The organism is Leucobacter sp. PH1c, from assembly GCF_000633415.1.
Classification (GTDB): Bacteria; Actinomycetota; Actinomycetes; order Actinomycetales; family Microbacteriaceae; genus Leucobacter.
The window spans coordinates 47,395-69,092 of record NZ_AYMV01000004.1 but is presented as its reverse complement, the minus strand read 5'-3'; the positions used below and the strand labels follow the sequence as shown (position 1 = coordinate 69,092).

Here is a 21,698-nt window from a genome sequence, read left to right as displayed (position 1 = left end):
TCCGGACCCGGAAACCCGGACGCGCGAGGGGTCACACGGCGCTCGCGCACGGCTCAACAGGGCGCTGCCCGCGAGGGCGCCGCCGAGGCCCGCGCCCGCATACTGGCCGGCGGGGGACTAGCCGCGGGTGTCCTCGTCGACCCAGTCCATGGACTTCGTCACGGCCTTCCGCCACTCGCGCAGCAGCCGATCCCGCTCCGCCGGCTCGAGCCGCGGCTCCCAGCGCCCGCCCTCGCGGCGGTTTGCGCGGAGCTCGTCGAGGTCCGCCCAGAAGCCGACCGCCAGTCCGGCGACGTACGCCGCCCCCAGCGCGGTGGTCTCAGCGATCCGCGGGCGCACGACCGGAACCCCGAGCACGTCCGCCTGGAACTGCATCAGCGTGTCGTTCGCGACCATGCCGCCGTCGACGCGGAGCTCTGCGAGGTCGACATCGACGTCCGCGTTGACCGCGTCGAGTACGTCCCGCGTCTGATACGCGACCGCCTCGAGTGCCGCGCGAGCGAAGTGCCCGCGGTTCGAGTACCGCGTGAGCCCGACGATCGCGCCGCGCGCGTCCGGGCGCCAGTACGGTGCGAAGAGGCCGGAGAACGCCGGCACGATGTAGACGCCGCCATTGTCGGGCACGGTGTTGGCGAGCGCCTCGACCTCGTCTGCGGAGCCGATGACCCCGAGTTGGTCGCGGAGCCACTGCACGAGCGATCCGGTCACCGCGATCGAGCCCTCGAGCGCGTAGTGCGCCGGGGCATCGCCCAGCTGGTAGCCGACCGTCGTGATGAGTCCGTTGCTCGAGTGCACCGGCTCGGTGCCAGTCTGCATGAGCAGGAAGCAGCCGGTGCCGTACGTGTTCTTCGACTCGCCTGCGTCGAACGCGGCCTGTCCGAAGGTCGCGGCCTGCTGATCGCCCAGGATCCCCGCGACGGGCACGCCGTGGAGGAGCGACGAGGCCTCGGCGACGCCGTAGACCTCGGAGGAGGAGCGAATCTGCGGCAGCATCGCCGCGGGCACGCCGAACGCGTTGAGCGCTTCAGGATCCCAGTCGAGCGTGCGCAGATTCATGAGCAGGGTGCGCGAGGCGTTCGTCACGTCTGTGGCGTGCACGCCGCCCTCCGGGCCTCCCGTCAGATTCCACAGGATCCACGTGTCCGGCGTGCCGAAGAGGAGCTCTCCGGCCTCGGCGCGCTCGCGGAGCTCCGGGTGGTGCTCGAGCAGCCAGGCGATCTTCGACGCGGAGAAGTAGCTCGCGAGCGGCAGGCCCGTGGTCTCGTGGAAGCGGTCGTGGCCACCGCCCTCGGCGGCTACCCGGTCGACGATCTCCTGCGATCGCGTGTCCTGCCAGACGATGGCGTGGTGCACGGGGACGCCGGTGGCCCGGTCCCACAGGATGGTCGTCTCGCGCTGGTTGGTGATCCCGACCGCCGCGATGTCCGCGCCCGTGAGGTCTGCGCGGCCGAGCGCCGTGCCGATCACCTCCTGCACGTTCTGCCAGATCTCCGCGGCGTCGTGCTCGACGAGCCCCGCGCTCGGCATGATCTGCGCGTGCTCCTTCTGCCCGACGGCGACGACGCGCCCCGCGCGATCGAAGATGATCGCCCGCGAGGAGGTGGTTCCCTGATCGATCGAGAGGACGTATTCGCGCATGGGGTCTCCTTGCCGTGCAGCAGCGGTGATGCGGGTCGAGTGCGGTGGTGGACAGGGTGATGGGGTGCGGCGCTGCGCGAACTGACGGGTCGACGCGCGCGTGCCGCGGCTAGGGGAGCAGCCCCGGGCCGTCGAGCCCGACCCGGTGCGCCTCGCGGAGCAGCGCGGCCGCGCGCTCCACCTCGCGGCGCTGCTCGGCGGCGGACCAGCCGAGGGCGGGGGCGACCGCGGCCGCGACCTCGGTCAGCGCCTCCCGCGTGAGCCCGCCGACGAAGGCGATCGAGGTGCGCCGGAGCAGCACGTCGTCGAGATGCTGCACCTGCTCGGTGGCCGCCAGGTGGGCGAGCTCCTCGACGAAGTAGCCGGGCACGTGCGCGAGCGGCGTGGGCTGCTCGGGGAGCGCCGCGAGCACGGTCGTGGCGAGCGTTCCGTAGCGCGTGAGGAGGAGCGACATGAGCTCGGGATCGTGCGCGCCGCGGTGCCGGGCGAGCCAGACCTTGCGCGCCGCCGCGTCGCGCGGGAAGCCGGCGCCGCCGCCGATCGCCGTCGCCCGTGTGCTCACGACGCGCGGGGCGCCGAGCAGTGCGAGCGTCTCGTCCGCGAGGTGCTCGCCGAGGGCGCGGAAGGTGGTCCACTTGCCGCCGACGAGGCTGAGCGAGCGCACGGCGCCGAGCCAGCCGTGTTCGATCCGGTAGTCGCGGGAGACGAAGCCGGGAGCGGTGTCGTCGTGCTTTGGCAGCGGCCGGATGCCGGAGAACGTGTACACAATGTGGGAGCGGTCCACGGCGATGTTCGGGAACACATGCGGGATCAGCTCGAAGAAGTACTCGACCTCGGCGTCGGTGCAGATCGCGGGCTCGGACGGATCCGCGTCGATGTCGGTCGTGCCCACGAGCACGCGATCCTTCAGCGGGTAGATCAGCACGATCCGGCCGTCCGAGTGCTCGAAGAACATCTCGCGGCCGCCGGTCGCGTCGAGCAGCTCGGGGTGATCGAGCACGATGTGGGAGCCCTTCGTGCCGCCCATGTAGTGACTCGGTCGTCCGAGGAGGGTGTTGGTCTCGTCGGTCCAGGGGCCGCTCGTGTTGATGATCACCCGGGCGGTGAAGGGGAACTCCTCGCCGCTCGTCTTGTCGCGGAGCAGCGCCGCGCCGTCCGCGAAGCCCGCCGCCGAGACGTAGTTCGCGGCACGGGCGGTCGCCTCGGCGCCGGCGGCACGTTCGCGCCCCGCCGCGAGCCCGTCCTGCAGCACGTCGAGGGCGAGGCGCTCGGGGTCGTGCATCGACGCGTCGTAGTAGGTCGCCGTGTACTTGATCCGGGGATTCAGCCGCGGCAGCTGGCGGAGCGAGCGATCTCGCCCGTGGAAGCGGTGCCGGGGGACGCGGCCGCCGCCGCGGGAGAACGTGTCGTACATCAGCAGCCCGATCTTGATGAGCAGGGCGCCACGCTCGCTCGGCTTGCCCCGCCCGTGCGTGACGAGCAGGCGGAAGGGCGCGGCGAGCACGCCCGCGAAGGTCTTGAAGATCGGGATCGTGGTCTGCAGCGGCGCAACGTAGTGCGGCGCATTGCGGAGGAGGCGGTTGCGCTCCTGCACGGCCTCGCGCACGAGCCGCAGCTCGCCGTTCTCGAGGTAGCGCACGCCGCCGTGCACCATGTGGCTCGAGGCCGACGACGCGCCCGAGACGAAGTCTCCGCGCTCGACGAGCGCGACGTCCACCCCCTGCAGGGCGAGCTCGCGGAACGTCGCGATCCCGTTGATCCCGCCGCCGACGATGAGCACGTCGGCGTGCGGCCGCTCCCGGAGCGTCGACACGTTGGTGCGGTGAGCGGGGGAGTCGTGACGAGCCATCTGCCTGCCTTGCTGCCGGAGCGAGTGGGATCTTCCTTCCCCCACGCTACAAGATAACGTCGGTGGTCTGTGGTGCAATTGAGACATGATCGATGGGCAGCGCGCAGAGTCTTCGATGCTCCATGTCGATATGGACTCGTTCTTCGTGTCCGTCGAGCTGCTCGAGCGGCCCGAACTCGTCGGCAGGCCCGTCGCGGCCGCGCACGACACGGTGCGCTCGGTCGTCTCGAGCGCGAGCTACGAGGCGCGCCGCTACGGCGTGCGCTCGGCGATGCCCGTCGCCCGGGCGAAGCAGCTCTGCCCCGAGCTCGTGCTGATCACCCCCACCTACGCGAAGTATCGCGACGCCTCGCGCGCGGTCATGGCGATCTTCCATGAGTTCACCCCGCTCGTCGAGCCCCTCAGCATCGACGAGGCCTTCCTCGACGTCGCGGGGTCAATGAAGCTGTTCGGGGAGCCGATCGAGATCGCTCGCGCGATCCGTGAGCGGGTCCGCGAGCGCACGGGGCTGCCCGCCTCGGTCGGCCTCGCCGCAACCAAGTTCGTCGCGAAGCTCGCCTCGCAGCGGGCGAAGCCCGACGGCGTGCTCGAGATCCCGCCCGCGCGCACAATCGAGTTCCTCCACAGCCTTCCGGTCGAGGCCATGTGGGGCGTGGGGCAGGCGACCGCGCGTGCGCTCAAATCCCGAGCGATCCACACCGTGGCGGACCTTGCCCGCGAGCCGCTTCCCGCGCTCACGCGGCTTGTGGGGGCCGCGAGTGCCGCAAAGCTGCACGCGCTCGCGAACGGCCGCGACGCGCGCTCGGTCGAGACGACGCGCACGGAGAAGAGCATCGGCCACGAGGAGACGTTCGCGAGCGATGTGACGGATCCGGCCGTGCTCGACCGCGAGCTGCTCCGCCTCTCGACGCGGACGGGGGAGCGCCTGCGGGCCGCGCAGCTGGAGGCCCGCACGATCGCGATCAAGGTGCGCTGGGACACCTTCGAAACGGTGACGCGCTCGCGCACGCTGCCGGAGGCGAGCAATGCGACCCGCCGGATCGTGCAGACCGCGCGCGAGCTGTACGCCGCGCTCGGCGCGACGCGCCCCGTGCGCCTCATCGGGGTGCGCGCCGAGCAGCTCCGCCCCGCCGGAAGCGAACCCGCCGCGCTCTGGAGCGATGACGACGAGTGGCGCGCGGTGGACCAGGCCGTCGACGAGCTGAAGGATCGCTTCGGCGCGGCCGGGATCACCTCGGCGAGTCTGCTGAAGGGGCGCGACCAGGTGGTGGATCCGCGCTCGCTCGAGGATCCGGGAGCGGGGCCGGGGCACGGCGACCGCAGCTGACGGCTGCCCGGGCGACGATTCCCGAGGCTCCGGGCACCGCGTCAGTCCGCTTCCGGCAGGTCCATCCCGTCCTGGGTGACCGCGAGGATCGACTCGAGCACGGCGGCGAGCCAGTCGAACACGAGCACGGTCCCGCGCGTCTCCTCCTCGTGGAGCAGCCGCTCGCGATCGTCGTGCTGCCTCAGGCCGATGCGTGCCGCGATCGCGAGCCGCAGCGCGGTGAGCGTGCGCACCCACACGGGCAGCGACTCCGGCGAGATCTCGACCACGACGGCTCCGGGCGCATCGCTCCCGTCGGTATGCTCCGCGGCCGCGGCCGCGTCGGCGCCGAGCTCGAGCGCGCCCGTGACGAGGAGCGCGTCCTGCAGCTTCCGATTGATGAGCCCCTGCTCGGTCACCCGCCGGAAGGCGGACGAGTCGGCATCGCTCTCATGCGCGTCGGGGAAGAGTCGCGCGAGGGCGGGATCGCTCGGCAGCTCGTCGCTCCCGCCGATCTCGAGACTGGCGAACAGCGGATCCGGATCGAGCGCCGTGCCGCTGTGGCTGTCGAGCAGCTGCGCGAGCTGCGAGACGAGCTGATCGAGCATGGCCGCCTCGTCGCGCTCGAACACGACGCGGAGCGTGCCGCGCAGCGGGATGAGCTTCACTCGGCCCCCACCTCCCGGACGGTGGCCCAGAGGCCGTAGGCGTGGAGCGCCTCCACGTGCATCTCCATGGCTTCGAGCCCGCCCTCGGCGACGACGGCGTGCCCGCGATGGTGCACCCGGAGCATGAGCTCCTCCGCGTGCGCCCGGTCGAAGCCGAAGTGCACGCGGAAGACGTACGCCACGTAGGACATGAGGTTGACCGGGTCGTCCCAGACGAGCGTCTCCCACCCGCGGTCGGGGGCCAGGTGGGTGTCCTCGCGGCGGCTCGTCTCGGTTCCCGTCATCACCATCAGCCCCACCCGAGCTCGTGGATGCGCTCCTCGGTGAGCCCGTAGAAGTGCGCGATCTCGTGCACGAGCGTGACGCGGATCTCGTGGACGAGCTCCTCGTGGTCGGCGCAGTGCGCCAGCAGGTTCTCGCGGAACAGAATGATTCGGTCGGGTTCCTCGCCGTAGCCGTAGACGTTGCGCTCGGCGAGCGAGAACCCCTCGTACACGCCGAGGATATCGCTGCCGTCCGAGGGGCGGTCCTCGACGAGGAAGATCACGTTGTCGAGCTGCGCGAGCATGTCGTCGTGCAGCGAATCGAGGCCGTCGGCGACGAGGGCCTCAAACGCGTCGTGCGACATGTCGAGCATGCTTTCACCCTACACAGCCGACGTGCGGCGTGGGTGGGAAAGCTGGGGGAGCCGCACGGCACACCCGGGATGACACGCCGGTTCGCACTCGGTGTTCGTGATGGGTTATGATCGTGGAGTTGCCTCGTTCGCCCCGGCGAGCAGGTCAGCATGGTGGCTATAGCTCAGTTGGTAGAGCACCGGCTTGTGGTGCCGGTGGTCGCGGGTTCAAGTCCCGTTAGCCACCCCAAGACAACGCCCCGGTTTTCGAACCGGGGCGTTGGTGTTTTTCCGGGAGGAGAGCCTCCTGCGCGGGCCGGAGCCGGGCGCACGCGTGCGTGCGCCCGGGATCTAGCGGGAGCTGCGTTCGCGCTGCGCCGCAGCGCGGCGGGCGATGTCGCCGATCGTGTAGCTCGCGAGCGGGTTCCGCCCGAGCTTCTGCCGCGCCGCCGCGATGAGCAGGTGCCGGGTGTGCGAGAGCTTCCCAGCTCGCAGCACGCGCGTGCGCAGCTGGTAGGCGTCGGAGATGAGGATCCGGGGTGCCCATACGGGGGAGCGGCGACGGTTCGCCACGCCCGCGGTGAGGTGGAGGAACGCCTGCGTGCTGCCGATGGCGGAGGCGAGATCGACGCCGGCCGAGATCGACGGGAGCGAGGCGGGCGCCGCGTCGCCCTCGCCCACGACCGCCTGGAGCGAGCGCAGATCGGTGTACGGCGGCACGTAGGGCAGGCAGCGCGCGAAGTCCACGCCGGCGTCGGCGATCTCGTCGAGCGGCATGTCCGAGGGGAAGCCCATGAACCGCTCGAACGTCCACGCCGAGCGGGGGGCGAAGGAGGTCGCCTGCGCGGCGAAGCCGACGTTCATCACGAGCAGATCCGGGATGCCCTGCGCGCGGGCGCGGCGCGCGATGAGGCTGCCGATCTCGGGGTGGGTCAGCTCGGACTCGTCGAGCACGAGCGACGCGTCGCGCATGAAGTCCTCGACGTTCTCGGGGGTGACCCCGTCGAGGAACACGTCGACCTCGATGTCGGGATTGATGTCGCGGACCCGGTCGAGGAACACCTCGGCCTTCCGGCGCTCGAAGGAGGAGTGCACGGCACCCTCGACGCGGTTGACGTTCTCGGGCTCGAACACCTCGGGGTCGGCGATGCTGAAGCGCGAGACTCCCATCCGTGCGAGCTTCAGTCCGAGCTGGAAGCCGTCGCCGCCGACACCCGCGATCGCGACCCGGGCGCCCATGAGTGCGGCCTGCTCGGCCTCGTTCCAGAAGCCGTAGTTGCGCGAGAACTCGGGCGACGCGACCGTCCGACCGGCCCCGGCCCCGCTCACGCCGCGGCCCCGCGGTGCACGGTGTGCGGCGCGCGGCCGAGGAAGGTGAGCGCGGGCTCTGCGGCGCGGTACTCGTCGATCGATCCGGCGCGACGGGCGTTCGTGAGATCGGCGGACGCGGGGATGTTGATCTCGATGGGCAGGTTGTAGTCGAGGTAGTGCTCGACGTAGAGGGGCTCGCCGATCCGCTCGATCGAGATGATGCTGTTGAGGTGGCGCTCGAACCAGGGCTCGATGATCGCGAAGGTACGCTCGAGCTCGTGGTTCGCGATGTAGGAGAGCATCAGTGTGAACAGGTGCCACTGCACGAGGTCCTGGAGAACCGCCGTCTCGTGCCGCGCGATCATGCGCGAGACCTCGACGCTCCGCGGCGACAGCGGACCGTCCGGGAACGAGCCGGGGCAGAACTCCTCGACGGGGAGCGGGGTGTCCTCGCCGCGCACGATCAGGCGGGAGACGCCGAGCACGCGAACGCCGTCGGGGTGATTCTCGAAGACGGCGAAGGTGGCGGAGCGGGCATCGTCGGGGTCGCGATCGGTGCCGTCCTCGAGGATGTCGCTCTCCGAGAGCTGGCCGGTCTGGTCGACGTAGACGCGTCTGCGCAGGGAGAAGTGGGCCAGGTACTCGTCTTCGAGACCGGGGAGCGGCACGCCATCGACGGCGAGGAGGCCGCACGCGAGGCGGGAGGTCGGATGCTCGGCGAACACCTGAGAGGCGAGCACGGGGATGACATCGTGGTTCGACACGGAACGGTCAATTTGGGACAACGGCTGAGTCCTTCGGGAAGCGGCGCAGGGAGGGCGCGCACGGCGATCCGCGAGCTCGGAAAGCCTCGCGAAATCTCTGACGTCTCATTCTGCCCTACCGCCGTGCTCGACCGCAGCGACGCTCCGCGCCGAATCCCAACTGCATGCGCGCGGATGTTCCCCCACGCGCGCGGGAGTGATTGCTACGATGGTGCGAGGAACGACGTCGTGATGGGAGCGCAGGTGCCGGGAGAGAATTGGATGCGTGCGGCAGGCGGCCGAGGCCAATCGCCGCTGGAAGACGTGCGCACCCGGATCCTCCGCACCGGTGAAGAACACGTCGAGACCGTCGGGCTGTCGCTCGGGGTTCCCGCCACGATCGTCGAGCAGCTCGTCGCGAGCGCCGGCGCAACGCCGAAGCAGTTCGCGCAGATCTGGTCGTCGCCGGAGGCGTACCTCGCCGAGCTGTTCTGCCAGCTCGCGAATCAGGCGCAGATCGACCGCGCGGACACGGAGACGCTCCTCACCACCTGGCAGTACCTCGGCATGCGCAGCGGCGATCTCCGCTCGGCCGAGGGGCGCCGCGGCGTGCTCGTCGACGTGATCCGCACGGCGGCCGAGTACAACTTCACGGTCGTCACGGCGTCGAGTAAGTGGCGCACCTATGCCGCGCTGTCGACGACCATCATGTCGTGGCCCGAGGGCGAGGCGCGCACGCGCGTGCTCGACGCGCTCCGGGCGAGCGAGCTCGCGTTCGTCGAGACGATGGAGAGCTTCTACCGCAACGTCCTCCCCACCGTCGGCTACCGCCTGCGGCCCATGTTCCGCGGCGACTACCAGCCGTTCGTGATCGCGGCCGCGTCGGTGATCGAGGGGCTCGGCATCGTGCGCGCCACGGTGCCCGCGCTCGTCGAGGCGCACTTCGACGCCCTCGGTGACGAGGAGAGCGGCGCCGCGTCCGACGCGGAGGGCGCAGCGGCGCCGGGCACAGACGCAGCGGTGCAGGGCGGCCACGCGGACACGTGGTCGGTCTCCGCCCTCGCGTTCATGGGCGTCGTCGACGCGTTCATCGAGCCGGATCCCGAGTTCCACGCCGACGAGGCCATCGCCCGCCTGAACGGCGGCGTCGACGTCACGCCCGCGGGGGAGTAGGCGTCGGCGCCCTACGGCGTCACGACCGAGCGCACGCCCCAGCGCTTGATCCGCGCGATCGTCAGTGCGGCCGGGATCGGGCGGCCGTAGTAGTAGCCCTGCGCGTTCTGCACGCCGAGCTCGGCGAGCACCTCCGCCATGCCGGCGTCCTCGACGCCCTCCACCACGGTCGTGCGGCCCAGGCTGTCGCCGAAGCTCTGGAGCGCCTTGACGACCTCCCGCTGGCGGACGTCGCCCAGGTTGCTGATGAGGCTCTTGTCGATCTTCAGGATGTTCATCGGGAAGTGCACGAGCGCGCCGACGGAGGAGTCGTCGGAGCCGTAGTCGTCGAGCGCAATCGTCACCCCGGCCTGCTGCAGCCGCTCGGCGTCGCGACGGAGCTCGTCGGTGACGTCGCGGAGGGAGCGCTCGTTGAGCTCCACACAGAGGTTCACCTCGGGGTGGGCCGCGGCCGCCTCGCGGATGAACGGGCCGAGCTGGTCCTCGCTGATCTGCGTGAGCTCGAGGTTCACCGTCATCGTGGCGAGCTCCGGGTCGAGGCGGTGGAACTCGCTCGCCGCGGTGAGCGCCTGCGTGATCACCTGGCGCGTGAGCTCGTTCATGAGGCCCAGGCTCTTCGCGCGGGCCACGAGCGAGGGCGGCGAGATGGGGCCGAGCTCCGGATCGACGTAGCGCACGAGCGCCTCGAAGGCCCAGATGCGGCCCGTGTCGAGCCGCACGATCGGCTGATAGGCGAGGGTGAGCCTGCGGCTCTCGATCGCGCGCGCGACGATGTCGTTGGTGCGCGTGGAGCGGCGCGAGGAGACGCTCACGCTGTTGCCCGCGCCGCCGTTCTCGTGCCGGGAGCGCTTGGCCTGCAGCATCGTGCGGTCGGCGTCCTCCACGAGGGTCTGGGCGTCGAGCTCGCGGTGGTGGGAGAAGGCGAGCCCGGCACTCACCGCGGGGCGCACGTCCTGGCCCTCGAGGAACATGCGCTCACCGACGGCGGCGATGATCTGCTCGGCCGACTCCTTCGCCTGCTCGATCGAGACGAGGCCCGTGAGGATCACGACGAACTCGTCGCCGCCGACGCGGGAAACGAAGTCGCCGCCGCCGGACGCGCGCTCCAGGCGCTTCGCGATCTCCCGGAGGAGCTCGTCGCCCGCGCGGTGACCGTGCGTGTCGTTCAGACGCTTGAAGTTGTCGAGGTCGATGAAGAGGAGCGCGATCCCCTCGTGGTAGAGCCGGAACTCGTTGGCGTGGACGAGCGCTTTCTGGAATGCGCCGTAGTTGGGAAGCCCCGTGAGCGGATCGCTGTTCGCGCGCTGCTCGAGGGTGTTCACCTCGTGCTGGATCCGCGCCGCCTCGTTCGCGAGGTGGGCGAGCGATTCGAGTGCGCGCTCGTCCTCGCGGCTGAACGCCGTGCCGCCGATCTTCCGCGTCGCCACGAGGAACTGCTCGCAGCCCGGCTCGAGCCGCACGCGTGCTCCGATCTCCCCGCGCGTGGGTGCCTGGTCGCGCACCTCGGCGTGGGTAGCGCGCACGAGCTCGCAGGCCCGCTTGCCGAGGGCCGCGGCGAGCTTCGCCCCGCTCTCCTGAGGCAGCTCGATCGCCGCGGCGACGACGGCGTCGAGGCGCCGCTTCCCCTCGACCGCGCGCAGGCGCTGGGCGAGCACGTAGCAGAGGAGCGCCGTGAGGAGCACGACGAACGGTGCGCGCGTGAGCTCCGGGTTGTGCTCGAGCCAGGGGATCACGCGGGAGTCGACGAGACGCATCGCGATCTCCGCGCCCGAGACCGCGAGCACGATGAGGCCGAGGCGGCCGAAGCTCAGCTCCGTGCTGCTCGCGAGCACGTTGGCGTCGCGCTGCTGCAGGCTGCGGCGCAGCAGCTCGCCCGTGACGAAGACGGCGTAGTAGACCGCGGTGCCGAGCAGGAGCCCGAGTCCGTCGCCGACGCCGAGGCCCCTCCAGAGCCCGAGGTCTGCGAGGCCGACGCGGACCGCCATGTAGGCGATCGCCGCGCAGCCGCTCAGGCCGGTGAGGTAGAGCGCGTGGAGCGGGTTCCTGCGGAGGAGGAGCTGCGCGATGCCGAGCCCGATGACCCAGGTGCAGACGCTGAGCCACGGCCGGGGCTCGAACGGCGGGATCGCGAGCATCACCACCGAGACGCCGACGAGCGGGAACATCGAGGACCGGCCGACGTGGAACTGCAGCGGGCTGCAGACGATGACGCCGACGAGCACCGTGATGACGAGCGTCCAGGACTCGGGGGAGGCACCGGGGAGTTGGGTGACGGCGCAGATGGCCGTGCCGATCGCGAAGGCGGCGAACGCCGCCATGAACGTGGTCTCTCGCTTCATCGCGCCCATGCGTCTCCCCACTGACCGTTCTCCCCGTGACGCGGCGATGACACGTGATGCGTTCGACGTGAAGTGCAGCAGCCTAACTCGGACAATTATGCCATGTATGCCAGCTGCGACACGCGGAGCGCAACCCCCATTCGAGCGGGCGGTGCGACCCGAGCGGGAACGATCCGCCAGAAGCTGCGTGGTTTACTCTGCGGGGCCCGAGATGAGATCGGCGAAGCGGGCGACTGCGGCCTCGGAGATCTGCTGCGCGCCGGCCTTGTCCGGGCCGGGCTGCGCCACCATCACCGCGTCGCGGAAGTAGGCGAGCTCCTGGATCGACTCGGCGATGTCGGCGAGTGCGCGGTGTCCGCCGCGCTTCTCCGGGGCGCCGAAGTACGCGGCCGGGTACCAGCGGCGGCTCAGCTCCTTGATCGTGGAGACGTCGACGCTGCGGTAGTGGAGGCGCTCCTCGAGCGTCGGCAGGTACTTCGCGATGAAGCGGCGGTCCATGCCGATCGTGTTCCCCGCCACGAGCGGCCGGCGGCCCGCCGTGACGAAGCGGCGCAGATAGGCGATCACCTGCTCCTCGGCCTCGGCGAGGGAGGCGCCCTCGGCGATGCGGGGCAGCAGCCCGGAGCTCTCGTGCATCGAGCGCACGAAGTCGTTCATGTTCGCGAGCGCGTCCTCGCCCGGGTTGATGACGATCTCGAAGCCCGGATCGAGCGGTACGAGATCGAAGTCGGTGACGATCACCGCGATCTCGCACAGACCGTCGCGGTCCACGTCGAGGCCCGTCATCTCGCAGTCGATCCAGACGATCTGCTCGGCGGGGGTATTCGACATGGCGGGGTCCTCTCGATCCGGATCGCGGCCGGTGCGTGCCGCAACCTCCCCAGTCTATCGGCGGTAGGAGCGGACGGGCCTCGGCGACGCAATACACTGGCCTGCATGGCTGTTCTTCCCATCGTGATCTCCGGTGAACCCGTTCTCCACCGCCCCGCCGAGCCCGTGACCGAGTTCGATGCGGAGCTCCGCACCCTCGTCGACGACATGTTCGAGACGACCGTCGCGGCTCCGGGCGTGGGGCTCGCCGCTCCCCAGGTGGGCGTGGGGAAGCGCGTGTTCGTCTGGATGTACGAGGACCAGGACGAAGCGCCCGCGCAGGGCGTCGCCATCAACCCCGAGCTGTGGATCGCGCCGCTCGAGCCGGGTCTCCCGGACGAGGACGAGGTCGAGGGGTGCCTGTCGTTCCCCGGCGAGCGCTTCGCGCTCCGCCGCTCGCCGCGCGCCCTGCTGCGCGCCCAGGACATCGACGGGAAGCCCTTTGAGATCCAGGCGAGCGGCTGGTTCGCCCGCATCCTGCAGCACGAGTTCGACCACCTGAACGGGCTGCTCTACGTCGACCGGCTCGTGCACCCCGAGAACCGGGGCGCGCAGAAGGCGCAGCGGAAGAACGGTTGGGGCCGCCCCGGCCTGAGCTGGCTGCCCGGCGTCGACGACCTGGAGGGCTAGGCGAGGCGGCGCGAGTCGGGCACGAGCGTCCACGCGATCCCCGCGACCGCCACGAGCGCGGCCGTGACCGCGAACGCCCAGCCGAAGCCGGCCCAGTCGACGATGGCGCCCGCGACGAGCGGGCCGAGCACTCCGCCGAGGTCGCTCGTCATCGAGTAGGCGGCGACCACGTTGCCGCCGCGGCGCTGGGCGAGCACGTCGGCGAGCACGGCCTGCTGCCCGGGATTGACGAGCGCGGAGCCGGCGCCCGCGACGAACATCAGCGCCGCGGCCACCCACAGCGTCGGCGACGCGGGGAAGACCGCGTAGGTCGCGGCGAGCGTGAGCATCCCGATGATGAGCATCGGCTTGCGCCCCACGGTGTCGTTCCAGCGGCCGGAGGGGAAGATGAGGATCGCGTTGCCCGCGGCGTAGGCTGCGAGGATCCAGGCCGCCGTCGCCGCGTCGCCCTGGAACGCGACGGCGATGAAGATCGGGATCACCGAGACTCGCACCCCGAACGAGGTCCATCCGAACGCGAACACCGACAGCAGCAGCGTGCGGTACTGGGGCACGCCGAGGGCCGCGCGGAGCGTCATCGCGGGGACGGCCCCGCTGTCCTCGCTCGGGCTGCCGGCAGCTCGCGAGCGGCGCAGCGCGATCGTGACGACGATCGCCGCCGCGATGAGGGTGAGGAAGTAGAAGACGAACGGCGCGCGCAGGCCGAAGCCCGCGACCAGGCCGCCGAAGACGGGGCCGAGGAGGCCGCCGAGGAGGAACCCCGCCGCGTTGAGGCTCGCCACCCGGCCGCGTGCCTGCGGTGGGCTGACCTTGATGAGGAGCGCGGTCGAGGCGACGGTGAACATGGTCGAGCCGATCCCGCCCAGGCCGCGCAGCACGACGAACTGCGTGTAGTCGGCCGCGAGCGCGGCGGCTCCCGTCGAGCCGGCGACGATGAGGATGCCTGCGGTATAGCTCCGCCGCTCGCCGAAGCGGCCGACGAGCCAGCCCGCGAGCGGAGCCGAGACGAGGCGCATGAACGCGAACGCGCTCACGATCGCCGAGGCGGCGAAGGTCGAGACGCCGAATTCGAGGGCGAACTGGGGGATCGCGGGGGCCACGACGCCGTAGCCGAGGGCGACGGTGAAGCCACCGGCGACGAGCGCCCAGACCTCGAAGGGGAGGCGGGCGCGGGAGGGGGCAGTCACCCCACGAGTCTACTCGGCCGGGCCCCGCGCACGGCTCGGGCCTGCCCTCCCGCTGCGGGGAGGGCAGGCCCGAACCGAGGCGCGCGATCGCGCGCGATCAGTCGCGGCCGGAGCTCGGAGCGGGACTCGTCGCCGCAGGATCGGTGCCCGCGCGCTGCGCCGCCTCGAGCGCCTCGGCCTCGGCCCCGGACACGGCCTCGCCGCGCGCCACCATGCCCGACTGATCCGACAGCGGGATCTGCTTCAGGAAGAGCGCGAGCACGAACGCGATGAGGATGAACGGGATGAGGTACCAGAACACCGGGGCGAGCGAGTCGGCGTACGCGTTCACGACGCCATCGCGGATCGCATCGGGCATCTCGGCGAGCTTCTGCGGATCGATCGTCGCGACGGCCTCGCCCGCATCGGGAACTCCCGCGCCCGCGAAGACCTCGCCGAGCTTCTCGCTGAGCCGCGTCGTGAACATGGCGCCGAAGATCGCGACGCCGAGCGAGGCGCCCACCTCGCGGAAGTAGTTGTTGGTGCTCGTCGCGGTGCCGACCATGGCCGGGTCGACCGCGTTCTGTACCACGAGCACGACGACCTGCATGATGAGGCCGAGCCCCGCACCGAACACGAACAGGTACACGCAGATGAGCCAGATCGGGGTGTCCGCCGCGAGCGTGGTCATCGCGGTCATCGCCGCCGCGGTGACGAGCGTCCCGACGATCGGGTAGATCCGGTACTTCTGGCGCTTCGTGATCATGATGCCGGACCAGATGGAGGTGCCCATCATGCCCGCCATCATGGGCAGCATCAGGAGCCCGGAGGCCGCCGCCGAGGCGCCCGAGGACATCTGCAGGAACGTCGGAACGAACGCGATCGCGGAGAACATGCCCAGGCCGAGCGTGAAACCGATGGCCGTCGCGTTGATGAAGATCGGGTTCTTGAAGAGGCCGAGCGGGATGATGGGATCCTCCGCCCGCGCCTCGACGAGCACGAAGGCGAGCGCCGAGAGGACGAGGCCCGCGCCCCAGAGCCAGGTCGTCGCCGAGCCCCAGCCGTAGTCGGCCTTGCCGCCGAAGTCGGTGAAGAAGATCAGGCAGGTCGTCGCGATCGACAGCGTGAGCACGCCGAGGATGTCGATCTTCTTCTCGGCCTTCTTGCTCGGCAGCGTGAGCGCGAACCAGGCGATCGCGAACGCCGCGATTCCGACGGGGATGTTGATGTAGAACGCCCACTGCCAGGTGAGGTGATCGACGAAGAAGCCGCCGAGGAGCGGCCCGGCGACCGCCGAGAGCCCGAAGATCGCGCCCAGCGGACCCATGTACTTGCCGCGCTCGGACGCGGGGACGATGTCGGCGATGATCGCTTGCGAGAGGATCATGAGGCCGCCACCGCCGAGCCCCTGCATGGCGCGGAAGATCACGAACCAGAGGAAGGACGGGGCGAATGCGGCGCCCACCGAGGCGAGCGTGAACAGCGCGATCGCGATGAGGAAGAGCGTGCGCCGCCCGAGCACGTCGCCGAACTTGCCGTAGATCGGCATGACGATCGTCGTGGCGAGCAGGTACGCCGTCGTGATCCAGGCCTGGTGCTCGACGCCGCCGAGCTGCCCCACGATCGTGGGCATGGCGGTGGAGACGATCGTCTGGTCGAGGCTCGAGAGCATCATGCCGGCGATCAGGGCGGAGAAGATGATCCAGATTCTGCGCTGCGTGAGGAGCAGCGGGGCCGGAGCGGCCGCGGTCGGGGGAGCAGCAGTCATGCGACGTGCCTTTCGGGGTCGGGCGGGCGCGGCCCCGGAGTGGGCCGAGCCGGAAGAGCGGGGATCGAGCGCGCGAGAGGGTTCGTGCGCTCGCGGGAAGACGCGGAAGCGACCAGGGATGCGGGGCAGAGTGTCGGCGGACTACCGAGTCATGCGCCCGCCTCCCGCGATGCGGAGCCCGTGAAGAGCTCTCGGCCGAGGGCGAGCGCTCGCCGCAGCTCGGGGCCGATGCTGCCCGTCGCGTTGCGGCCGAAGAACGCGTGCGCGGCGTGGTGGAGCAACCCGCCGAGGAGCTGGATCGCGATCGCCGCCCGAGGGTCGCCGGGGGCGAGGCCCTCGCGCTCCTCGACGAGGGCCGTGAACCGCTGGTGCACCTCCTCCGAGTCCTGCATGAACTTCTCCATGAACTCGGGCTCGCGGGCGACGATCGCGTTGACGTGCGTGATCGTGCCGGCGACGTCGAAGACCTCGTCCATCATCTCGATCGCGACCTCGACCATCTCGTCGAGCAGCGTGGGGCTGATGCGGCCGTCTCGCGCGCCCGCCGCGGCGAAGCGCTGCACGGCCTCGCTCTCGAACGGGTCGGCGGGGGAGCCGATCACCGCGGCCTCCTTCGAGGGGAAGTAGTTGAAGAAGGTGCGGCGCGAGATCCCTGCGGGCTCACAGACGTCCTCGATCGTGAAGCCGGCGAGGCCGTGCTCGGCCGTGAGCTTCCGCGCGTGCTCCGTGATCGCGATCCGGGTGCGCCGCATACGTGCCGCCCGGCCGGAATTCGATGCACTATCGCTCATGAAGTGCAATTATGCACGATCAAGCTGAAAGTGCAAAAGCTCGCCGGATCCTGTGCCGCCCGGGGCCGCTCGCTACGCTGGCCACGTGGACGCAGCGATTCGAGCGACGGGGGCCGTGGCCCCGAGGCCTCCGGCTCACCCGGGCGACCGGATCCGGGGATTCCTCTTCACGACGGAGCGCCACACCGCGCACCGGACCCGAAGCTGGGCCGAGGCGCGCCACGCGCGGGACGAGCTCGTCTGGAGCACCTCGGGAGTGATGCGCGTGGCCGCGGGGGATCAGCTCTGGACGGTCCCTGCGCACCGTGCGGTCTGGCTCCCCGCCGGGCAGCCGCACGCGATCGAGGTGTCGGCCGACACCGTGCTCCACGCCACCTACTTCGCGCGCGGCGCCGCGCCGCAGCTGCCCCGGGGGCCGGTCGTGGTCGAGCTGCTCCCCGCGGTGCGCGAGCTGCTGCTGCTCAACACGGCCTCCCCGCTGCCGCCCGCCACGCGGATGCGCCTCCAGGAGCTCGCGATCGAGCTCCTCGTGCCCGCGCCCACGGCGCAGGTCGATCTCCGGATGCCGGAGACTCCGCGGTTGCGGCATGTCGCGGAGGGGGTGCTCGCGGATCTGGCCGCCGCGGACTCCACCGCCGCATGGGCCGATCGCGTGGGGCTGCCCGCGCGCGAGCTCTCCCGCGCCTTTGCCGCCGAGACTGGGCTCTCCGTGACGCAGTGGCGCATTCGGGCGCGCGTGCGGGCGTCACTCGTGCCGCTCGGCTCCGGGCAGCCCGTCGTGGCAACCGCGCGCACGCTCGGCTACGCGAGCGCGAGCACGTTCATCGCGCACTTCCGCTCGGTGCTCGGGGTGACCCCCGCGGCCTATTTCGCCCCGGGACGCGACAAAAAGCATCACAACGTGGCAACATAGCGATATTCGTCCTCAGTAGTCTGATCTAGGCAAGGGCCACCTTACTTAGATCATATTTACGCAAGAGGACTACTGTGCTGTCGAAGATTCGCCCCCACACCCCCGCGAGCCGCGGCTCGCTCCGGCTCCTCGGAGCCGTCGCCGCCATGGCGCTCGCGGCAGCCGGGCTCGCCGCCTGCTCGACCGACGGGGCCGCCGCCTCGGGAGCCGCGAGCGGCGAGACCCGTGTCGTCCGCGACGCGCTCGGCGAGCAGGAGATCCCCGTCGCACCGGAGCGGATCGTCGCCACCGACTTCTTCTCGTCGAGCGTGCTCGTCGACGTCGGGGTGACGCCCGTCGGCGTCATGCAGGGGATCGAGCAGCCCGGCAGCCGCCCCGAGCGCTACATCGACGCGCTCGACGGCGTGGAGCAGGTGAGCACCTACGCCGAGATCAACGTCGAACAGGTGCTCGAGCTCGATCCCGACCTCATCATCGTCGACGCCGCGTTCCCCGAGCCCGAGACGATCGAGCGCCTCGCGCAGATCGCGCCGCTCTTCCACGTGGACCTCACCGGCTCCTGGTCGGAGCGCGCGCTGAGCATCGCCGACGCGGCGAACCGGCTCGACGAGGCCGAGGCGCAGCAGGCCGAGTACGAGGCGCGCGCGGCAGAGGTCTCGCGCGAGTACCGCGACGTGCTCGACGCCGCACCCCTCGCGGTCGTATCGCTCCACCCGAGCGAGGCGACCTGGGCGAGCTACGCCCCCGGCGGCTGGCCGACGCCAGCGTGGGTCGACATCGACGCCCAGTTCCGCACGCCGACCGAGGGCGAAGCGCGGACGAGTGACGAGTGGGCCTGGATCTCCGAGGAGCAGCTCGGGAAGCTCGACAACGCGGGCATCATCGTCGTGCTCGAGGACGAACTGATGGACCGGCTCACGGGCAACGCCCTCTGGGAGGCGCTCCCCGCCGTGCAGGCCGGGAACGCGTTCGCCGGCTTCTCCGCGCCCGCGACGTCGTCATTCCGCTGGGGCCTCGACAATCTCGACGAGATCGCCGGGATCCTCGACCAGGTGACGGGAGTCTGAGCCATGGCCATCCCCTGCGCACCCGCCCGCGTCGTCGAAACGCGGCGCATCACCCCGCACATGCTGCGGATCCGCTTCGAGGCCGTCGGCGACTGGCGCTGGCACGTCGACGGCCGCGGCGACGAGCGCATCGACATCGCGCTCCCCGCGCCCGGCGAGACCGAGGCGCGCCTGGACATCTTCAACCTCCCCGAGTACGGGCGCGGCTGGACGGGCGAGGAACCGCCCTGGCGTCACTACACCGTGCGCGACGTGCACGAGGGCGGCCGGCAGCTCGACATCGACTTCGTCGTGCACGAGGGCGGGCTTGCGTCCGCGTGGGCCGAGCGCGCGGAGCCCGGCCACATCATCGGCGTCTTCGGCGGCGGCACGCACGACGAGCCCTCGTCCTACTATGCGCCGCCCGCGGACGCGGAGTTCCAGCTCCTCGTCGCCGATGCCACCGGCGTGCCGGGGCTCGGGCGGATCCTCGAACAGCTCCCCGCGGGAGCGCGCGCCCGCGTGATCGCCGAGGTGCCGACAGCCGCCGACATCCAGGAGTACGAGACCCGCGGCGACGTCGAGATGATCTGGCGCACCGGGACCGGCAACGGCCTCGCGCCGAGCGCGCTCGGCGCGGAGGTCGCTCGCGTCGCGGATCCGGGCACCCCCTGGTACGCGTGGATCGCCTGCGAGGCGGCCACCAGCCGGGCCATCCGCTCGGATCTGCGCAGCCGCCTCGGCCTCGCGCGCGACCGGCACCACGCGATCGGGTACTGGACGCAGGACCGCACGGGCGACATGTCCGCCGACGTCGGCTGATGCCGCGTGTGATCGCCCGGGCGGTGCCGCTGCGGCTCGTCTGGCTGCTCGTCGCGCTCGCCGCCCTCGTACTGGCGTGCGCCGCGAGCATCGCGATCGGGGCGAAGCCGATCCCGCTCGAGCACGTCGTCGACGCGCTGCGCGGCGGGCTCGACGGCGGCGACGCGTTCATCGTGCGTGAGACGCGGGCGCCGCGTGCCCTGCTCGGCGTCCTCGTCGGGGCGGCCCTCGGCGTCGCCGGGGCGCTGATCCAGGCGTTCACCCGGAACCCGCTCGCGGACCCGGGCATCCTCGGCGTGAACGCGGGCGCCGCGTTCGCCGTGACGATCGGCATCGTGGGCTTCGGCGTCACCTCCATCGTCGGCACGGTGTGGTTCGCCTTCATCGGCGCCGCCGTCGTGACCGTCCTCGTGTACGTGCTCGGCACGGCGGGCCGGGGGAGCGTCTCGCCGATCCAGCTCACACTCGTCGGCGTCGCGGTGGGCGCGCTCCTCGGCGGCATCACCTCGGGCATCACGCTCCTGAACCCCGGCGCCTTCGACCAGATGCGCGGCTGGGGGGCGGGGACGCTCTCCGGCCGTGGCTGGGAGGTGCTCGCTGGCGTCGCTCCCTTCCTCGTCGTGGGACTCGTGCTCGCCTGCCTGCTCGGACCGGCGCTCAACATCGTCGCGCTCGGCGACGAGCTGGCGGGCGCGCTCGGGGCGCGGGTGCTGCGCACGCGGATCCTCGTGATCGTCGCGGTGACCGTCCTCTCGGGCGCCGCCACCGCGGCCGCGGGCCCCATCGGCTTCGTTGGGCTCATGGTGCCCCACGTCGCGCGCTGGTTCGTCGGGCCCGACCAGCGGTGGATCCTGGCGTTCACCCTCGTGCTCGCGCCGCTGCTGCTCACGCTCGCGGACGTGGTCGGTCGCCTCGTCGTGGCGCCCCAGGAGGTCCAGGTCGGCATTGTCACGGCGCTCATCGGCGCGCCCGTGCTCGTCGCGCTCGCGCGGCGGACGAAGGTGAGCGGGCTGTGACCGCGGCGGAGCTGGTGCGCATCCGCGCGGGCGGGATCGCGCTCCGGGTGCGCCGGCGCGCGGTGTGGGTGACGGGAATCGCGCTCGGCGCGTGCCTCGCCCTCGCGCTGCTCGCGCTCGCCTGGGGCGACGTGACCCTCCCGCTCGGCGACGTGGTGCAGGCGCTCCTCGGCGGCGGCAGCCCGCGCGCACGGCTCGTGGTGCTCGAGTGGCGTCTCCCGCGCGTGGCCCTGGCGCTGCTGCTCGGCGCCTGCCTCGCGGTGAGCGGCGCGATCTTCCAGTCGCTCACGCGGAACCCGCTCGGCTCGCCGGACATCATCGGCTTCTCCACCGGCGCGTACACGGGGGCGCTCCTCTCGATCGTGCTCACGGGCGGCGGGTACCTGCTCACCGCGGCCGGCTCGCTCGCGGGCGGAATCGCCACCGCGGGGCTTGTCTCCCTGCTCGCGTATCGGCGCGGGCTGCAGGGATTCCGGCTCATCATCGTCGGCATCGGCGTCTCCGCAACGCTCGCCTCGGTGAACACGCTCCTCATCGTGCGCGCCGATCTCGACGTGGCGCTGCGCGCCGCGGTCTGGGGTGCGGGCAGCCTCTCCGGCAGCAGCGCGGAGCAGCTCGTGCCGGTCGCCCTGCTGTCGCTCGTACTGCTACCGCTCGCGATGGCGGGCGGTCCGGTGCTGCGCCAGCTCGAACTGGGCGACGACGCGGCGCGGGCGCTCGGCACCCGGGCCGAGCGGAGCCGGCTCCTGCTGATGCTCCTCGGCGTCGCCCTGACCGCGATCGCGACGGCCGCCGCCGGGCCGATCGCGTTCGTGGCACTCGTCGCGCCGCAGATCGCGCGGAGACTCACCCGGGCGGCCGGTCCCGCGATCGGCGCGAGCGCCGCGATCGGCGCCGCACTCCTGCTCGCGGCCGACGTCGCCGCACAGCGCCTCTTCAGCCCCACTCCGCTGCCGGTCGGCATCATGACCGTCTGCCTGGGCGGGGCCTACTTCGTCTGGCTCCTCGTGCGCGAGGCCAGGAAAGGATGACC

At 71.3% G+C, this 21,698-nt stretch carries 20 protein-coding genes and 1 tRNA gene; 9 read left to right on the top strand and 12 right to left on the bottom strand.

Annotation, left to right across the window (positions count from 1 at the left end; genetic code table 11):
• Nucleotides 1-117: 117 nt before the first annotated feature.
• Together glpK and U874_RS0101350 are read right to left on the bottom strand one after the other, a co-directional pair.
• Nucleotides 118-1,638 (bottom strand): glycerol kinase GlpK, encoded by a 1,521-nt coding sequence (glpK, locus tag U874_RS0101355; RefSeq protein WP_025132754.1) that lies wholly within the window; start codon nt 1,636-1,638, stop codon nt 118-120.
• Between the two features lie 109 nt (nt 1,639-1,747).
• Complete coding sequence (locus tag U874_RS0101350) at nt 1,748-3,487, bottom strand: glycerol-3-phosphate dehydrogenase/oxidase (RefSeq protein ID WP_025132753.1); 1,740 nt, start codon at nt 3,485-3,487, stop codon at nt 1,748-1,750.
• A gap of 85 nt (nt 3,488-3,572) precedes the next feature.
• Between U874_RS0101350 and dinB the strand changes: the two genes are divergently transcribed.
• Nucleotides 3,573-4,814, top strand: a complete 1,242-nt coding sequence (gene dinB / locus U874_RS0101345; protein WP_025132752.1) for a DNA polymerase IV — start codon at nt 3,573-3,575, stop codon at nt 4,812-4,814.
• A 41-nt stretch (nt 4,815-4,855) separates the two neighbouring features.
• On the opposite strand, the gene U874_RS0101340 is transcribed toward dinB, so the two are convergent.
• Genes U874_RS0101340 through U874_RS0101330 form a run of 3 tightly spaced genes read right to left on the bottom strand, consistent with a single transcriptional unit; the run spans nt 4,856 to nt 6,098 of the window.
• A complete protein-coding gene (locus U874_RS0101340) occupies nt 4,856-5,461 on the bottom strand; it encodes a DUF2017 family protein (protein WP_025132751.1) in 606 nt (201 codons plus the stop codon).
• Entirely contained in the window at nt 5,458-5,751 is a 294-nt protein-coding gene (clpS, locus tag U874_RS0101335; RefSeq protein ID WP_029987390.1) for an ATP-dependent Clp protease adapter ClpS, read from the bottom strand. The genes U874_RS0101340 and clpS overlap by 4 nt, the downstream gene beginning before the upstream one ends.
• Complete coding sequence (locus U874_RS0101330) at nt 5,751-6,098, bottom strand: metallopeptidase family protein (RefSeq protein WP_025132749.1); 348 nt, start codon at nt 6,096-6,098, stop codon at nt 5,751-5,753. Before U874_RS0101330 ends, clpS begins: the two co-directional genes overlap by 1 nt.
• A 153-nt stretch (nt 6,099-6,251) precedes the next feature.
• On the opposite strand from U874_RS0101330, the gene U874_RS0101325 reads away from it, so the two are divergent.
• Nucleotides 6,252-6,327, top strand: a tRNA-His gene (locus U874_RS0101325).
• Between the two features lie 101 nt (nt 6,328-6,428).
• On the opposite strand, the gene U874_RS0101320 is transcribed toward U874_RS0101325, so the two are convergent.
• On the bottom strand, nt 6,429-7,406 hold the full coding sequence (locus U874_RS0101320; protein WP_025132748.1) for a ThiF family adenylyltransferase: 978 nt from the start codon (nt 7,404-7,406) through the stop codon (nt 6,429-6,431).
• On the bottom strand, nt 7,403-8,152 hold the full coding sequence (locus tag U874_RS0101315; RefSeq protein ID WP_025132747.1) for a hypothetical protein: 750 nt from the start codon (nt 8,150-8,152) through the stop codon (nt 7,403-7,405). Before U874_RS0101315 ends, U874_RS0101320 begins: the two co-directional genes overlap by 4 nt.
• A gap of 303 nt (nt 8,153-8,455) precedes the next feature.
• On the opposite strand from U874_RS0101315, the gene U874_RS0101310 reads away from it, so the two are divergent.
• Nucleotides 8,456-9,304, top strand: coding sequence for a hypothetical protein (locus U874_RS0101310; RefSeq protein ID WP_025132746.1), 849 nt, complete (start codon nt 8,456-8,458; stop codon nt 9,302-9,304).
• An 11-nt stretch (nt 9,305-9,315) separates the two neighbouring features.
• On the opposite strand, the gene U874_RS0101305 is transcribed toward U874_RS0101310, so the two are convergent.
• Both U874_RS0101305 and orn read right to left on the bottom strand, forming a co-directional pair.
• Nucleotides 9,316-11,643 (bottom strand): bifunctional diguanylate cyclase/phosphodiesterase, encoded by a 2,328-nt coding sequence (locus U874_RS0101305; RefSeq protein WP_157834192.1) that lies wholly within the window; start codon nt 11,641-11,643, stop codon nt 9,316-9,318.
• A 192-nt stretch (nt 11,644-11,835) separates the two neighbouring features.
• A complete protein-coding gene (orn, locus tag U874_RS0101300; RefSeq protein WP_025132744.1) occupies nt 11,836-12,474 on the bottom strand; it encodes an oligoribonuclease in 639 nt (212 codons plus the stop codon).
• Between the two features lie 105 nt (nt 12,475-12,579).
• Between orn and def the strand changes: the two genes are divergently transcribed.
• The gene (gene def / locus U874_RS0101295) at nt 12,580-13,143 is read left to right on the top strand and encodes a peptide deformylase (RefSeq protein WP_025132743.1); all 564 of its coding nucleotides are present in this window, start codon (nt 12,580-12,582) and stop codon (nt 13,141-13,143) included.
• Here the strand turns inward: def and U874_RS0101290 are convergent.
• The 3 genes from U874_RS0101290 to U874_RS0101280 all read right to left on the bottom strand — a co-directional run bounded on the left by U874_RS0101290 (nt 13,140) and on the right by U874_RS0101280 (nt 16,868).
• Complete coding sequence (locus U874_RS0101290; RefSeq protein WP_025132742.1) at nt 13,140-14,330, bottom strand: MFS transporter; 1,191 nt, start codon at nt 14,328-14,330, stop codon at nt 13,140-13,142. The two genes, def and U874_RS0101290, sit on opposite strands and share 4 nt — an antisense overlap.
• A gap of 97 nt (nt 14,331-14,427) precedes the next feature.
• Nucleotides 14,428-16,077: an MDR family MFS transporter gene (locus tag U874_RS0101285; RefSeq protein WP_025132741.1), complete on the bottom strand. Its 1,650-nt coding sequence runs from the start codon at nt 16,075-16,077 to the stop codon at nt 14,428-14,430.
• Between the two features lie 149 nt (nt 16,078-16,226).
• The gene (locus U874_RS0101280; RefSeq protein WP_025132740.1) at nt 16,227-16,868 is read right to left on the bottom strand and encodes a TetR/AcrR family transcriptional regulator; all 642 of its coding nucleotides are present in this window, start codon (nt 16,866-16,868) and stop codon (nt 16,227-16,229) included.
• A gap of 85 nt (nt 16,869-16,953) precedes the next feature.
• On the opposite strand from U874_RS0101280, the gene U874_RS0101275 reads away from it, so the two are divergent.
• From U874_RS0101275 to U874_RS0101255, 5 genes are all read left to right on the top strand, one after another.
• Nucleotides 16,954-17,781, top strand: a complete 828-nt coding sequence (locus U874_RS0101275; protein WP_198525796.1) for a helix-turn-helix transcriptional regulator — start codon at nt 16,954-16,956, stop codon at nt 17,779-17,781.
• Nucleotides 17,782-17,855: 74 nt separating this feature from the next.
• The gene (locus U874_RS0101270) at nt 17,856-18,848 is read left to right on the top strand and encodes an ABC transporter substrate-binding protein (RefSeq protein WP_025132738.1); all 993 of its coding nucleotides are present in this window, start codon (nt 17,856-17,858) and stop codon (nt 18,846-18,848) included.
• A 3-nt stretch (nt 18,849-18,851) separates the two neighbouring features.
• The gene (locus tag U874_RS0101265; RefSeq protein ID WP_025132737.1) at nt 18,852-19,649 is read left to right on the top strand and encodes a siderophore-interacting protein; all 798 of its coding nucleotides are present in this window, start codon (nt 18,852-18,854) and stop codon (nt 19,647-19,649) included.
• Complete coding sequence (locus tag U874_RS0101260; RefSeq protein ID WP_081809844.1) at nt 19,649-20,665, top strand: iron ABC transporter permease; 1,017 nt, start codon at nt 19,649-19,651, stop codon at nt 20,663-20,665. Before U874_RS0101265 ends, U874_RS0101260 begins: the two co-directional genes overlap by 1 nt.
• Nucleotides 20,662-21,696: an iron chelate uptake ABC transporter family permease subunit gene (locus U874_RS0101255; protein ID WP_025132735.1), complete on the top strand. Its 1,035-nt coding sequence runs from the start codon at nt 20,662-20,664 to the stop codon at nt 21,694-21,696. Before U874_RS0101260 ends, U874_RS0101255 begins: the two co-directional genes overlap by 4 nt.
• Nucleotides 21,697-21,698: the final 2 nt, after the last annotated feature.